At 72.9% G+C, this 12,934-nt stretch carries 14 protein-coding genes and 1 tRNA gene; 7 read left to right on the top strand and 8 right to left on the bottom strand.

What is annotated here, in order from left to right:
• Positions 1–62: 62 nt before the first annotated feature.
• Positions 63–1,019, top strand: a complete 957-nt coding sequence (rlmB, locus tag AMK18_RS08660) for a 23S rRNA (guanosine(2251)-2'-O)-methyltransferase RlmB (RefSeq protein ID WP_018101607.1) — start codon at positions 63–65, stop codon at positions 1,017–1,019.
• A 191-nt stretch (positions 1,020–1,210) separates the two neighbouring features.
• Positions 1,211–2,827 (top strand): DoxX family membrane protein, encoded by a 1,617-nt coding sequence (locus AMK18_RS08665; protein ID WP_018101606.1) that lies wholly within the window; start codon positions 1,211–1,213, stop codon positions 2,825–2,827.
• Positions 2,828–2,898: 71 nt separating this feature from the next.
• On the opposite strand, the gene AMK18_RS08670 is transcribed toward AMK18_RS08665, so the two are convergent.
• The 3 genes from AMK18_RS08670 to AMK18_RS08680 all read right to left on the bottom strand — a co-directional run bounded on the left by AMK18_RS08670 (position 2,899) and on the right by AMK18_RS08680 (position 5,453).
• Entirely contained in the window at positions 2,899–3,609 is a 711-nt protein-coding gene (locus AMK18_RS08670) for a nucleotidyltransferase family protein (RefSeq protein ID WP_026171326.1), read from the bottom strand.
• A gap of 46 nt (positions 3,610–3,655) precedes the next feature.
• Complete coding sequence (locus AMK18_RS08675) at positions 3,656–4,087, bottom strand: hypothetical protein (RefSeq protein ID WP_026171325.1); 432 nt, start codon at positions 4,085–4,087, stop codon at positions 3,656–3,658.
• 229 nt (positions 4,088–4,316) lie between these two features.
• Positions 4,317–5,453 carry an ABC transporter ATP-binding protein gene (locus AMK18_RS08680; protein ID WP_018101603.1) on the bottom strand — a complete coding sequence of 379 codons (1,137 nt, stop codon included), beginning with the start codon at positions 5,451–5,453 and terminating at the stop codon, positions 4,317–4,319.
• A 181-nt stretch (positions 5,454–5,634) separates the two neighbouring features.
• Between AMK18_RS08680 and AMK18_RS08685 the strand changes: the two genes are divergently transcribed.
• A tRNA-Thr gene (locus AMK18_RS08685) sits at positions 5,635–5,711 on the top strand.
• A gap of 38 nt (positions 5,712–5,749) precedes the next feature.
• Here the strand turns inward: AMK18_RS08685 and AMK18_RS08690 are convergent.
• Positions 5,750–6,403, bottom strand: coding sequence for a rhomboid-like protein (locus AMK18_RS08690; RefSeq protein WP_073862379.1), 654 nt, complete (start codon positions 6,401–6,403; stop codon positions 5,750–5,752).
• Between the two features lie 33 nt (positions 6,404–6,436).
• Here AMK18_RS08690 and AMK18_RS08695 point away from each other — a divergent pair, with 33 nt between their 5' ends.
• Both AMK18_RS08695 and AMK18_RS08700 read left to right on the top strand, forming a co-directional pair.
• Complete coding sequence (locus tag AMK18_RS08695; protein WP_073863202.1) at positions 6,437–7,381, top strand: aminoglycoside phosphotransferase family protein; 945 nt, start codon at positions 6,437–6,439, stop codon at positions 7,379–7,381.
• A gap of 31 nt (positions 7,382–7,412) precedes the next feature.
• Positions 7,413–7,889: a GNAT family N-acetyltransferase gene (locus AMK18_RS08700; RefSeq protein ID WP_073862380.1), complete on the top strand. Its 477-nt coding sequence runs from the start codon at positions 7,413–7,415 to the stop codon at positions 7,887–7,889.
• A gap of 30 nt (positions 7,890–7,919) precedes the next feature.
• Here the strand turns inward: AMK18_RS08700 and AMK18_RS08705 are convergent, their stop codons facing one another.
• A complete protein-coding gene (locus AMK18_RS08705) occupies positions 7,920–8,909 on the bottom strand; it encodes a zinc-binding dehydrogenase (protein ID WP_073862381.1) in 990 nt (329 codons plus the stop codon).
• Between the two features lie 113 nt (positions 8,910–9,022).
• On the opposite strand from AMK18_RS08705, the gene AMK18_RS08710 reads away from it, so the two are divergent.
• Entirely contained in the window at positions 9,023–9,703 is a 681-nt protein-coding gene (locus AMK18_RS08710; protein WP_241836514.1) for a pentapeptide repeat-containing protein, read from the top strand.
• 10 nt (positions 9,704–9,713) lie between these two features.
• Here AMK18_RS08710 and AMK18_RS08715 read toward each other — a convergent pair whose 3' ends face one another.
• The 3 genes from AMK18_RS08715 to AMK18_RS08725 are packed head-to-tail and all read right to left on the bottom strand — an operon-like array spanning position 9,714 to position 12,142.
• Entirely contained in the window at positions 9,714–10,211 is a 498-nt protein-coding gene (locus AMK18_RS08715) for a hypothetical protein (protein WP_018101597.1), read from the bottom strand.
• Positions 10,212–10,244: 33 nt separating this feature from the next.
• Positions 10,245–10,910 carry a response regulator gene (locus AMK18_RS08720; protein ID WP_018101596.1) on the bottom strand — a complete coding sequence of 222 codons (666 nt, stop codon included), beginning with the start codon at positions 10,908–10,910 and terminating at the stop codon, positions 10,245–10,247.
• Positions 10,907–12,142 carry a sensor histidine kinase gene (locus tag AMK18_RS08725; protein WP_073862383.1) on the bottom strand — a complete coding sequence of 412 codons (1,236 nt, stop codon included), beginning with the start codon at positions 12,140–12,142 and terminating at the stop codon, positions 10,907–10,909. Before AMK18_RS08725 ends, AMK18_RS08720 begins: the two co-directional genes overlap by 4 nt.
• 228 nt (positions 12,143–12,370) lie before the next feature.
• Between AMK18_RS08725 and AMK18_RS08730 the strand changes: the two genes are divergently transcribed.
• Entirely contained in the window at positions 12,371–12,928 is a 558-nt protein-coding gene (locus tag AMK18_RS08730) for a GlcG/HbpS family heme-binding protein (protein WP_018101594.1), read from the top strand.
• Positions 12,929–12,934: the final 6 nt, after the last annotated feature.

Consider the following 12,934-nt stretch of genomic DNA (forward strand, 5'->3'; position numbering starts at 1 on the left):
GTCCGCCGGGCGGCACACTGCACTTATACGTACGCACGACGAAGCAACGAAACAGGTAGGTCATGGCCGGGAACAGCCAGCGCAGGAACCGCCGCACGTCCAACAAGAAGGGCGCCACGGTCGGCAGCGGTGGCCAGCGACGCCGTGGCCTCGAGGGCAAGGGCCCCACCCCGCCCGCCGAGCAGCGCAAGAAGCACAAGAAGAACCGCATCGCGACCGCCAAGGCCAAGCAGGCCGCCAACCGCCGCCCCGCCCCCCGGCGCGGCGGCGTCAAGGGCACCTCGGAGATGGTCGTCGGCCGCAACCCGGTCTTCGAGGCCCTGCGCGACGGCGTGCCCGCCACCACGCTCTACGTCCAGCAGTACATCGACAACGACGAGCGCGTCCGTGAGGCCCTCCAGCTCGCCGGTGAGCGCGGCAACATCAACCTCATGGAGGCGCCGCGCCCCGAGCTCGACCGCATGACGGGCGGGCTCAACCACCAGGGTCTCGTCCTCCAGGTCCCGCCGTACGAGTACGCCGACCCGCAGGACCTCCTCGAAGCCGCGTACGACAACGGCGAGGACCCGCTCATCGTCGCCCTCGACGGCGTCACCGACCCGCGCAACCTCGGCGCGATCGTCCGCTCCGTCTCCGCCTTCGGCGGCCACGGCGTCGTCGTCCCCGAGCGCCGCGCGGCCGGGATGACCGCAGGTGCCTGGAAGTCCTCGGCCGGTACCGCCGCCCGGACCCCCGTCTCCAAGGTCACCAACCTGACCCGCTCCCTCGAAGCCTTCAAGAAGGAGGGCATCGCCGTCGTCGGCCTCGCCGCCGACGGCGAGCACACCGTCGAGGACCTCGAAGCGCTCGCCGGGCCCGTCGTCATCGTCATCGGCAGCGAGGGCAAGGGCCTCGGCCGCCTCGTCGGCGAGACCTGCGACTACCGCGTCCGCATCAACATGCCGGGCGGTGCCGAATCGCTCAACGCCGGTGTCGCCGCCGGCATCGTGATGTACGAGGTCGCGCGCCGCCGCGCCTGATCCACCGGCCCGGAACGGGCCATCCGGGGGCGCGCGCGCACGTGCACGCGCCCCCGCGCAACCCCCCACCACCTGTTGACGGGTCTCGGACACCTTCGACACGGTGGAGGCAGTGTCCTAATCACACATCACTCGGTTAGATGAGTGTGGACACCAGAACGCCTCGGTTCGACGAACTACCCGCCCTGAGCATGACCAAGGTGGACTGCGACCCTGCGCAGGTCATCGTCAACCACGCCAGCTTCCGGGTGCAGCTCGCGCCCGGCCAGCGCGCACGGCTGCGCGGTGTGACCTCCGCCGGCGCGCCCAGGATCCCCGCCATGAGCGCCCCCGGAGCGGGACGCGGCCGACGCGCCCCCGTCGTCTGGAGCGGCAAGTCCGCCCCCGGCGACCCCGGCGCCACCGGACTCCTCCAGGCCGTACGCAACTCCACCGCCGGCCGTCCCGACACCGCGTACGACCCCTACGATCCGTACGCCTCCTACGAGTTCGACCAGGGACGCGGCGGCGCCGGCACCCAGGTCATCCCGCGCCTCGACGAGTCCCCGCTCGAAGAGACCCAGCCCACCCCGGTCATCGGCGCACCCCGCTCCGGCGGCCCGCTGCTGCCCCCGATGCGCCGGGCGGTCGGTGCCTACGACCCCGTCGACCCCGGCCCGTACGACCCGGACGGCTACGACGCGCGGGGCCCGTACGACGACGAGCCCGCCGTCGACCTCACGGACGAGGAGGACCGCGGCCGGCGTCAGGGCGGCACCGACGACGTGCGCCACGCGTACTACCCGGGCCGCCGCATGAACCTCGGCGTCGTCCTGCTGCCGATGCGGGTGTTCCTCGGCTTCATCTCCATCTACGCGGGCATGGGCAAGCTCTGCGACCCCGTCTACTTCGACGGCGGCGAGCGCGGCTCGATGGTCAAGTGGCTCAACTCGCTCCACCCGTGGGCGCTGGCCGAGCCGCTGCGCGAGTTCGCCCTGTCGCACCCCGTCGGTGCCGGGCTCTCGATCGCCTTCCTCCAGGTCGTCGTCGGTGTCCTCACCGTCCTCGGGCTCTGGCAGCGGGTCGCCGCCACCGTCGGCGCGCTGCTGTCCGCGGCCCTCCTGGTCACCGTCAGCTGGCGCACCGTCGCCGCCTACGACGCGCCGGACATCATCTACCTCGCCGCCTGGAGCCCCCTGATCATCGCGGGCGCCCCCGTCTACTCCATCGACGGACGGCTCGCCGGGGAAGCCTGGCGCAAGCTCGGCCCCCGCTCCGAGATCTGGGACCTGCGCCGCCGCGTGCTGCGCCGGGGCGCCGTCGTCGCCAGCATCGTCGTCGGCCTCACCCTGCTCATCGGCTCCGTCCTCGGCGGCGCCGTCCGCTCCACGGAGGTCGTCACGGTCCCCGGCCCCCACGGCGTCCCGACGAACCAGCTGCCCGGCTCGCCCCTCCCCGACAAGTCCCGCAAGGGCAAGGCGTCGAAGAGCCCGACCGGCCACCAGCCCACGCCCTCGCACAGCACCGCACCGCACACCCCGTCCGCCGACGCCTCGACCCCGTCCTCGGAGAGCGTCCGGGAGACGGGCCAGGCGGCGGGCGCGAGCACCGGACAGCCCAGCCAGACCCAGGGCACCGGCCAGCAGCCCCCGCAGCAGACCACCCCCCAGCAGCCCCCCGCCACCAGCTCCGGCCCCAGCTCCTCCGGGACCACCGGCACCGGCGGCGGCTCCAGCACGGGCGGCTCCGACCCCGACCCCGGCGCCTCCTCGGGCGGCGGCGACGGCGGCAGCGGGGGCCGCAACCCGATCGGCGGCCTCCTCGGCTGACGACGGGCGCCCCACGCGAACGGGGCGGGCCCGGAGGGAAATCCTCCGGGCCCGCCCCGTTGTCGTACGCCCTACCGCCCGTCCAGCTCCTTGGCGGCCTCCGTCAGGTCCTTCGCGGTGTCGATCGCCCGCCAGTACGCGCCGTGCGGCAACGGATAGCCGGCCAGCCGGCGTTCGCGGGCCAGCCGGGGGAACGTGGTCCGCTCGTGGTCGCCGCGGTCCGGCAGCAGCCCCGTGAAGGCGGGGGAGAACACGTACACCCCGGCATTGATCAGATACGGCGACGGCGGCGCCTCGATGAAGTCGGTGATGTGCCCGAACGCGTCCGTCTCGACCGCGCCCCACGGAATCCGGGGCCGGGCCAGCGCCAGTGTCGCGGTCGCGTCGCGCTCCGCGTGGAAGGCCGCCATCTCGCGCAGCGAGAACCGCGTCCAGATGTCCCCGTTGGTCGCGTACCAGGGCTCGTCCGGCTCGGGCAGCCGCGCCGCCGCGTACTTGAGGCCGCCGCCGCGCCCCAGCGGCTCGGACTCCACCACCGTCGTGACGCGCAGCGGCAGCACCGCGCCGGCCAGCCACTCCTGGAGCACCTCGGCCAGATGCCCGCACGACACCACGGCATCGGTCACGCCCTCGGCGGCCAGCCAGGAAAGCTGATGGCCGATGATCGGCGTCCCGGTACCCGGGATCTCGACCATCGGCTTGGGGCGGTCATCGGTATACGGGCGCAGCCGTGACCCCTGGCCACCCGCCAGGATCACGGCCTGCGTCGGAAACGTATGCATGCCAGGCACGATAAGCCGTGCCCGGCAGCGGGGAGTGTCGCGTCGGTCAGCTGAACTGGGCGACGCCCGAGGCGAACGAGGTGTCGCAGACGGGGCGCGAGAAGCGGTGCGCGCGCGTCGGGCCGTACTTGTCGACGGCGGCCTTGCCCAGGGTCTTCGCGATGGACATGCAGTGCTTGGCGAGCGACGGGCGTCCCTCGACGGCGCGCTGGAGGTCCGTCAGCGCGACGCCCGGGTCCTTGGCGCGGAGCTCCTGGAGGAGCCGGTCGCGCAGGACGTCCTGCGGGGCGCGCTGCTTGACGGCGGCCTCGGCGCCCTTGGCGTCGGGGACGCTACGGGCCGACGCGGCGAGAAGCTGCGAGTCGGAGTTGCTGGCTGCCCACGGCACGGCGGTGACCGCGAGGGTCCCGGACAGGACCATGACGACGGGCAGTACGAAAGCGAGAGTTCGGCCGATACGGCGCACGGTGTGGGTCACGCAGCGAGCGTAGCGGCCGGTGATGGCGTGGCGACATTACGTCACCCTCGCGGGGGATGGTTCGAGTGTGCTTTTCGAATCGCGTGTTGACGAACGGAAGCGAAATGACCGTTCTGGCGGGGAATTCGCCTCCGCCGCTTCAAACGCGTCCGGGGCTTCGGACGGTGCCCGGGACGCGCGGTGGCCCCGCACGGAGATCGTGCGGGGCCACCGTACAGCGTGTGCGACGTCAGTCGGTGAGGCGCTCACCGGTCGACGTGGCGAAGACGTGCAGCTCGTCCGGGCGGGGCACGACGTGCAGCTTGGTGCCCTTCTCCGGGACGGCGCGGCCGCCGACGCGGACGACCAGGTCCTTGTGCTCGCCACCGACCTCGGCGGCACCGTAGACGAAGCCGTCGGCGCCGAGCTCCTCGACCACGTTGACCGAGACGGCCAGGCCGGCCGGGGCGTCCGAGGAGTCCTTGGTGAGGGTCTTCGCAGCGGCGCCGCCGTGCTCCACGATGTCGAAGTGCTCGGGGCGGATGCCGACCGTGACGGTGGTGTCGCCGCGGTTCGCGGCGGCGGTCAGCGCCTCGCGGGAGACCGGGACGACGCTGTTGCCGAACTTCACGCCGCCGTCGGTGATCGGGACCTCGACCAGGTTCATCGCGGGGGAGCCGATGAAGCCGGCCACGAAGAGGTTGGCCGGGCGGTCGTACATGTTGCGCGGCGAGTCGACCTGCTGGAGGAGACCGTCCTTGAGGACCGCGACGCGGTCGCCCATGGTGAGGGCCTCGACCTGGTCGTGCGTGACGTACACGGTGGTGATGCCCAGGCGGCGCTGGAGCGAGGCGATCTGCGTACGGGTGGAGACACGGAGCTTGGCGTCGAGGTTCGACAGCGGCTCGTCCATGAGGAAGACCTGCGGCTCACGCACGATCGCGCGGCCCATCGCGACACGCTGGCGCTGACCACCGGAGAGCGCCTTCGGCTTGCGGTCCAGGTAGTCGGTGAGGTCCAGCATCTTGGCGGCCTCTTCGACCTTCGCCCGGATGTCGGTCTTGTTCACACCGGCGATCTTGAGCGCGAAGCCCATGTTGTCCGCGACGGTCATGTGCGGGTACAGCGCGTAGTTCTGGAACACCATGGCGATGTCCCGGTCCTTCGGGGGCAGGTGCGTGACGTCGCGGTCACCGATGCGGATCGCACCGCCGTTGACGTCCTCGAGACCCGCGAGCATGCGGAGCGAGGTGGACTTGCCACAACCGGAGGGACCGACGAGGACGAGGAACTCGCCGTCCGCGATGTCGATCTCGAGCTGGTCGACCGCGGGCTTCGTGGAGCCGGGGTAGACGCGGGACGCCTTGTCGAACGTGACACTGGCCATGCTGATTCTTCTCCTCCACCGGCAGGAACGTGCCGGACGATCCGTTGTAAGGGAGTGGTCTGGTCCATCCGAGTGAACCTGCATGGACGCTACCTGGAGGTTTCGAATCTGTCAGTAGTTCACTGGCTGTGAAATTTCTGCACGGGGCCGGGGGCCGGGTTGGATTAGACTGCTCCGGCACGCCTCCTTAGCTCAGCTGGCCAGAGCAACGCACTTGTAATGCGTAGGTCGTCGGTTCGAATCCGACAGGGGGCTCCACCGCCAGGCCGGTCTTCCCCGGCCTGGTTTTTTCATGCCTAGGTTCCGCGCCGCGTCAGCGGGTAGCACCCCAGGCCGATCAGGGCTGCCGTCAGGTGGCCGATGTCCGTGAAGGTCGGGTCGGTGATCAGGGGGACCGTGTAGATCACCAGGACAGCGAAGAGGTACGCCGGGCGCCAGGGGCGGGGGACGTAGTAGGTGAGGACCGCGACCACGCCGGCCAGGGCGTAGCTGACGCCGACGTCGAGGGTGTTGGCGGCGGCGGCCGGGGCGTGGCCGTGGCGGATGGCCCAGGCGAGGATGCCTTCGCTGACGAGGGTGGCGAGGACGTGCGCGGTCGCGGCGACGGTGAGCCAGCGCGGGGTGCCGAGGCGGCGTTCGGCGGGGGCGTGGAAGACCGTGTAGAGGACGGCGTAGGGGAGCCACTGTCCGCTGTCGATCCAGAAGGCGCTGGTGATGAGGACGCGGACGGGGTTGCGGGAGAGCTCGTGGATGTTGGTGGAGCGCTGGCGGAGGAACTCGTCCTCGAAGGCCGGTGACATCTGGTGGACGATCACCGTGGTGACGAAGAGGGCGGTCAGCCAGAGGTACGTGCCGGGGGCGCTGCGGATCCAGGAGCCGAGGGCGCGGAGCAGCCGCCCGGCGGGGGTGGTGCGGGGCCGGGCGGGCGGGTCTGGGTGGCCGGAGGGCATGCCCGATTGACGCACGCTCCTACGATCGGGGGCGTGATCGACATTCCGGATGCGCTCATCGCTACTCAGTCCGCATACAACGGGGAGGCGGGCCGGGCGTTCGTGGCCGCGCTGCCGGGGCGGGCGGCGGAGTTCCTGGAGCGGTGGGGGCTGCGCAGGGACGGTGCGGCGATGTACGGGGTGTGCGCGCTGGTCCTGCCGGTGGTCCGGGAGGCGGACGGGCGGCGGGCGGTGCTGAAGTTGCAGCCGGTGGACGCGGAGACGGCGGGGGAGCCGGTCGCGCTGCGGTTGTGGGGTGCGGCGGGGGCCGGGGCGGTGCGGCTGCTGGCGCACGATCCGGAGACCGGGTCGATGCTCCTGGAGCGGCTGGACGGACACCGTGCGCTGGCGGGCGAGCCGGACGCGGACCGGGCGGTCCGGGTGATCGCGGGGCTGCTGGCGGAGCTGACGGCGGTGCGGCCGGGGGCGGTGGCGGGCGCGACGGGATCCGGGGCCGGGCTGCGGGGGCTCGGAGAGGCCGCCGCGCGGATGCTGGCCGCCGCGCCGGATGTCATGGCGGCGCTGGTGGACGAGGAGGAGCGGGCGCTCGTACGGGACTGTGCGGCGGCGGTGCGTGAGGTGGCGGGGGAGCCGGGGGACCGGCTGCTCCACTGGGACCTGCACTTCGGGAACGTGCTGGCGCGGGAGGACGGCGCCGGGTGGGTGGCCATCGACCCGAAGCCCTTGGTGGGGGACCCGGGGTTCGAACTGCTGCCCGCGCTGGTGAACCGGTTCGACGCGGGGGCGGTGGGGAAGCGGTTCGACGCGATGACCGGGGTGCTGGGGCTCGACCGGGGGCGGGCGGCGGCGTGGACGCTGGGGCGGGTGCTCCAGAACGCGTGCTGGTCGGCGGAGGGCAGGGCGCGGCGGCTGGCTCCGGAGCAGGCGGAGATCGCGCGGGTGGTGCGGGGGTCCGCCTCACCGATGGGCCGGGGGTGAGCGTCGGCGGGGCGATGTTTACCCTGCACGCATGATTCGTACCGCTACCCCCGCCGATGTCCCCGTCCTCCACGCCATGGTGTGTGAGCTGGCCGATTACGAGAAGGCATTGCACGAGGTGCGTGCGACGGAGGAGCAGTTGCGGGAGGCGCTGTTCGGCGAGCGGCCGGCGGCGTACGCGCACATCGCGGAGTCGGACGAGAACGGCGAGGTCGTCGGCTTCGCACTCTGGTTCCTGAACTTCTCGACCTGGCGCGGGGTGCACGGCATCTACCTGGAGGACCTGTACGTACGTCCGCAGCGGCGCGGCGGCGGGCACGGCAAGGCGCTGTTGACGGAGCTGGCGCGGATCTGTGTGGAGCGGGGTTACGAGCGCCTGGAGTGGTCGGTGCTGAACTGGAACGCCCCGTCGATCGCGTTCTACGAGTCGCTGGGCGCGCGTCCGCAGGACGAGTGGACGGTGTACCGGCTGACCGACGGGGCGCTGGCGGAGCTGGGCGGGGCGTGAGCCGGGCGGGGTCCGCGACCGGGTCCGCCCTCAGGGGATGAGGACCACCTTGCCGATGGTGCCCCGGGTCTCCAGGTCGCGGTGGGCGTCGGCGGCGCGGGCGAGCGGGTAGCTCTGGACCGCGGGGCGCAGGCGGCCGGCGGCGGCTTCGGCGAGGGCGCGGGTCTCCAGGGCGCGCAGTCCGCCGCCCCTGCGGAGCAGGCCGGGTCCGAGGACGTTCTCGGAGGTGAGGGAGCGGGCGGCGAGTTCACCGGCGGACGGGGTGAACGGGCCGTCGTTGCCGGACCAGCCGTAGACGACGTGCTGCCCGCCCTCGCCGAGGAGGCCGAAGGCGGCGCGGGCGGTGGTGGAGCCGACGGAGTCGTAGAGCACGGTGGCGCCCCGGCCGAGGGCGTCCAGGTGGGTGCGGACGTGGCGCGGCCAGTCGGGACGGGTGTAGTCGACGGCGAGGTCGGCGCCGTTGTCCCGGACGCGGGCGGTCTTGGCGGGTCCGCCCGCGAGGCCGATGACGGTGGCCCCGGCGTTCTTGGCGTACTGGACGATCAGCGTGCCGATGCCTCCGGCGGCCGCGGTGACGAGGACGACGGAGTCCGGGCCGAGCGGGGTGGCGGCGAGGATGCCGAGGGTGGTGCGGCCGGTGCCGATCATGGCGACGGCCTCGGCGTGCCCGAGCCCTTCCGGCACGGGGTGGAGCCGGTCGGCGTCGGTGACGGCGAGTTCGGCGTAGCCGCCGGGGACGTTGCCGAGGTGGGCGACGACGTCGCGGCCGAGCCAGGCGGTGTCGGTGCCCTCGCCGACGGCGTCGACGATCCCGGCGACCTCCCGCCCGGGGATGGTGGGCAGCGGGGTGGGGACCGGGTTGGGGCCGGGGAGTCCTTGGCGCAGCGCGGTGTCGAGGAGGTGGACTCCGGCGGCGCGGACGGCGATGCGGACCTGGCCGGGCGCGGGGACGGGGTCCTCGGTCCGCTCGTGGCGGAGGTTCTCGGCGGGGCCGAAGGCGTGGAGGCGTACGGCGTGCATGGCGGGGTCCCCCGGACTGGTGTGGGTGCTGGTGGACCCAGCCTCTGACCTCAAGCGCGGTCGAGGTCAAGTGCGGGCGGGGCGTTGTCAGTGGCGTGCGTCACGATGGGGGCATGGTGCGCAGTGGTGGTCGGAGCGGTGGTGTGAAGGCGGCGCGGCGGCCGGAGGTGCGGTTGCCGCCGCTGGTGGATTTCGAGGAGGTCGGCCTCGAACCGGACGGGGATTACGACGGGGTGCGGTTCGGCGCGTCCGTGGACCTGGCGGACGCGTCGGGGCGGGGTGCGCGGTTCATGGACTGCGCGCTGGAGGGCTGCGCCCTGGACCGGGCGGAGCTGGTGCGGGCCCGGTTCGTCGATTCGGTGCTGACGGGCGTACGGGGGGTGGGCACCGATCTCGCGGAGGCGTCGCTGCGGGATGTCGAGGTGGTGGACGCGCGGCTGGGCGGGGTGCAGTTGCACGGTGCCGTGCTGGAGCGGGTGGTGGTGCGGGGCGGGAAGATCGACTACCTGAATCTGCGGGAGGCCCGGCTGACGGATGTCGTCTTCGAGGGCTGTGTGCTGGCGGAGCCGGACTTCGGGAGCGCGCGGCTGAAGCGGGTCGAGTTCCGGGACTGCGTGCTGAAGCGGGCGGACTTCAGTGCGGTGCGGATGGAGGACGTGGATCTGCGGGGGACCGCGGAGCTGGACATCGCGCGGGGCGTGGAGCGGCTGGCGGGCGCGGTGATCAGTCCGGTGCAGCTGATGGAGCTGGCACCGGCGTTCGCGGCGCAGATCGGGGTGCGGGTGGAGGCGTAGACGTGTCCGCTCAGAGGCGGGGGAAGCGGGCCTGGAGGTCCCAGACGGCCGGGTTGTCCGCCAGGCCCTCGTGCATGTCGGCCAGGTCGGCGATCAGGTCGTGCAGGAAGTCGCGGGCCTCGCGGCGCAGGAGGGAGTGGCTGAAGGTCAGCGGCGGTTCCTCGGGGTCCATCCAGTCGGCCTCGATGTCGACCCAGCCGAAGCGGCGCTCGAAGAGCATGCGGTCGGTGGACTCGGTGAAGTCCAGTTCGGCCTGCTGGCGGCGGTGCGAACGGCTGCCGCGCGGGTCCTGGTCGATCTGCTCGACGATGTCGCACAGCGCCCAGGCGAAGTCGAGCACCGGCACCCATCCCCAGGCTGTGGACACTTCGCGGTCCGCCTTGGTGTCCGCGAGGTAGACGTCCCCGGAGAACAGGTCGTGCCGCAGCGCGCGGACGTCCGCGCGGCGGTAGTCGGTCTGCGGGGGGTCCGGGAAGCGGCGGGAGAGGGAGTAGCCGATGTCGAGCACGGTTCGATGGTGTCATGCCCGGCGTGTCGCCCGTTACGGCAGCAGCCGCTGCTCCTTGGCGACGGCGACGGCGCCCGCGCGGGTGTCGACGCCGAGCTTGTCGTAGATGCGCCCCAGGTGCGTCTTGACCGTGGCCTCGCTGATGAACAGGGCGCGGGCGATCTCGCGGTTGCCGAGGCCCCGGGAGAGCTGGCCGAGGATGTCGCGTTCGCGGTCGGTGAGGGTGGGGCGGGGTGCGCGCATGCGGGCCATCACGCGGCTGGCGACGGGCGGCGAGAGCGTGGTGCGGCCCTGGGCGGCGGAGCGGATCGCGGCGAACAGCTCCTCGGGGCGTTCGGCCTTGAGCAGATAGCCGGTGGCGCCCGCCTCGATGGCGCGCGTGATGTCCGCGTCGGTGTCGTACGTGGTGAGGACGAGGACGTGGGTGCCGGGGCCGGCCGCGATGCGGCGGGTCGCTTCGACGCCGTCGATGCCGCTGCCGAGCTGGAGGTCCATCAGGACGACGTCGGGGGTGAGCCGGGCGGCGAGGGCGACGGCCTCCTCGCCGCTGCCCGCCTCGCCGATGACCTCGATGTCGGGCTCGCTGCCGAGGAGGGCGAGGAGCCCGGCGCGTACGACGGCGTGGTCGTCGCAGAGCAGGATGCGGATGCGGTCCGCGGTCGGGTCCGCGGTGACGTCAGCGGTCGGGTCGGCGCTCATGCGGGGTCCTGGGGTGTGGGGGCGACGGGGACGGTGGCGGTGACGACGGTGCCCTCGCCGGGGGCCGATTCGATGGTGAGGGTGCCGCCGAGCTGCTGGAGGCGGGCGCGCATGGCGGGCAGCCCGTGGCCGCGCACCCCGCCGGGGGCGGTGGCGGTGGGCGTGAAGCCGTGGCCGTTGTCGGCGATGTCGAGGACGGTGCGGTCGTCCAGGTGCGTCAGCGTGAGGGCGGCCTCGGTGGCGCCCGCGTGTTCGGTGACGTTGGCCAGGGCGCCCTGGGCGATCCGCAGCAGCGCGGACTGGGTGCGGTCGGGCAGGACGGTGTGCGGGGCGCCCTCGATGTGGCAGCGGACGGTGAGCCTGCCCTGTGCCTGGGCGGTTTCGCGGGCGGCGAGTGCGTGCAGGGCGGCGTCGAGGCCGCCGCCCTCGGCCAGGTCGGCGGGGGCCAGGTCGTGGACGAAGCGGCGGGCCTCGGCGAGGTTGCGTTCGGCGATGCCTCCGGCGGTACGGATGTGGCGTCGGGCGGCGGCCGGATCGGTGTCCCAGGTGCGGTCGGCGGCCTGGAGGAGCATCTGCTGGCTGGACAGGCCCTGGGCGAGGGTGTCGTGGATCTCCATGGACAGCCGCTGGCGTTCGGCGAGGGTGCCTTCGCGGCGCTCGGTGGCGGCGAGTTCGCGGCGGGTGCGGAGCAGGTCGTCGATGAGCCTGCTCTGCCGTACGGCCTGGCGCTGCATGTGGACGAACACGGCGGTGGCGACGGCGGCGACGGCGGGCGGGGCGAGCACGAGGTTGGGGTCGAAGCCGTGCGCGAGGCGGAGCTGCGCGGCGACGACGAACAGCGTGAGCAGCGCGACGAGCGCGTACGCGGCACGGGGCGGCAGGATGCGCAGCCCGGTGTAGAAGAGCGGCACCGCGCACCAGGCGAAGCTGGGCGCGAGGACGACCACCACCATCCACACGACGACGAGCCCGCCGAGCCAGACGAGGCTGCGGGCGGTGGGGCGCGAGCCGAGCACGGGCCCGACGACGTACAGCACGGCCAGGGCGATCGACAGACCGATGATCCAGGGCGTGCGGGCCTCACCGGGGTGCCGGAGCAGGAACCGGGCGAGCGAGGCGCCGAGCAACAGGAAGAACGCGGCGTGCATGAGGAGGGCGAGGGAGCGGGTGTCCCCGTCGTCGGTGCCCTCCTCCGGCGCGGGCCGGAGCCCGTCCTCGTACCGCTGCTCCACCTCGTACCCCTGTTCTCCGGTCCCGGAGGACCCCCGCTGACCTGCGTGGACATTCCATCGTCCCCCCGGACGGCCGTCCCCGCATCAACCGATCGGCCGATGGGGACGTCAGCCGTCCCGGGCGCCGGGTCGAGCCGGTACGACGACCGTCCGGGGGCGGTTGCGGGCCAACGATGGATGCAGGACGCGGGAACCACCCGCTTCCGCCCCCCCGCTGAGGAGCCCCTGATGAAGAAGATGTCGCTGCGCACCCGTGTCCTGACCGGTACCGTCGCCGCCGCCGCCCTCGGGGCCGGCACCTTCGGCGCGATGTCCGCGAACGCGTCCACCCCGGCCGCCGCGCCCGCCACCACCGTCAAGGCCGACACCGCGAACCGCAACCTCCAGCAGACCACGCACCTGACCCTCGACGCCGCGACGAAGGCCGCGAAGGCCGCCCTGGACGCGGCGAAGAAGGAGAACCAGCGCGTCGCCGTCTCGGTGGTCGACCGCAACGGCAACACGATCCTGACCCTGCGCGGCGACGGCTCGGGCCCGCAGGCCTACGAGTCGGCCGAGAAGAAGGCGTACACCGCCGTGTCGTGGAACGCCCCGACCTCCGAGCTGGCCAAGCGGCTCGCCCAGGCCCCGAACCTGAAGGACATCCCTGGCACGCTGTTCCTCGCGGGCGGCGCCCCGGTGCAGGTCAAGGGTGCCCCGGTGGCGGGCATCGGCGTCGCGGGCGCCCCGAGCGGCGACCTGGACGAGAAGTTCGCGCAGGCCGGCGTCGCCGCCCTCGCCAAGTAGTACCCA

The sequence above is a fragment of the Streptomyces sp. CB01249 genome, assembly GCF_001905735.1.
GTDB lineage: Bacteria > Actinomycetota > Actinomycetes > Streptomycetales > Streptomycetaceae > Streptomyces.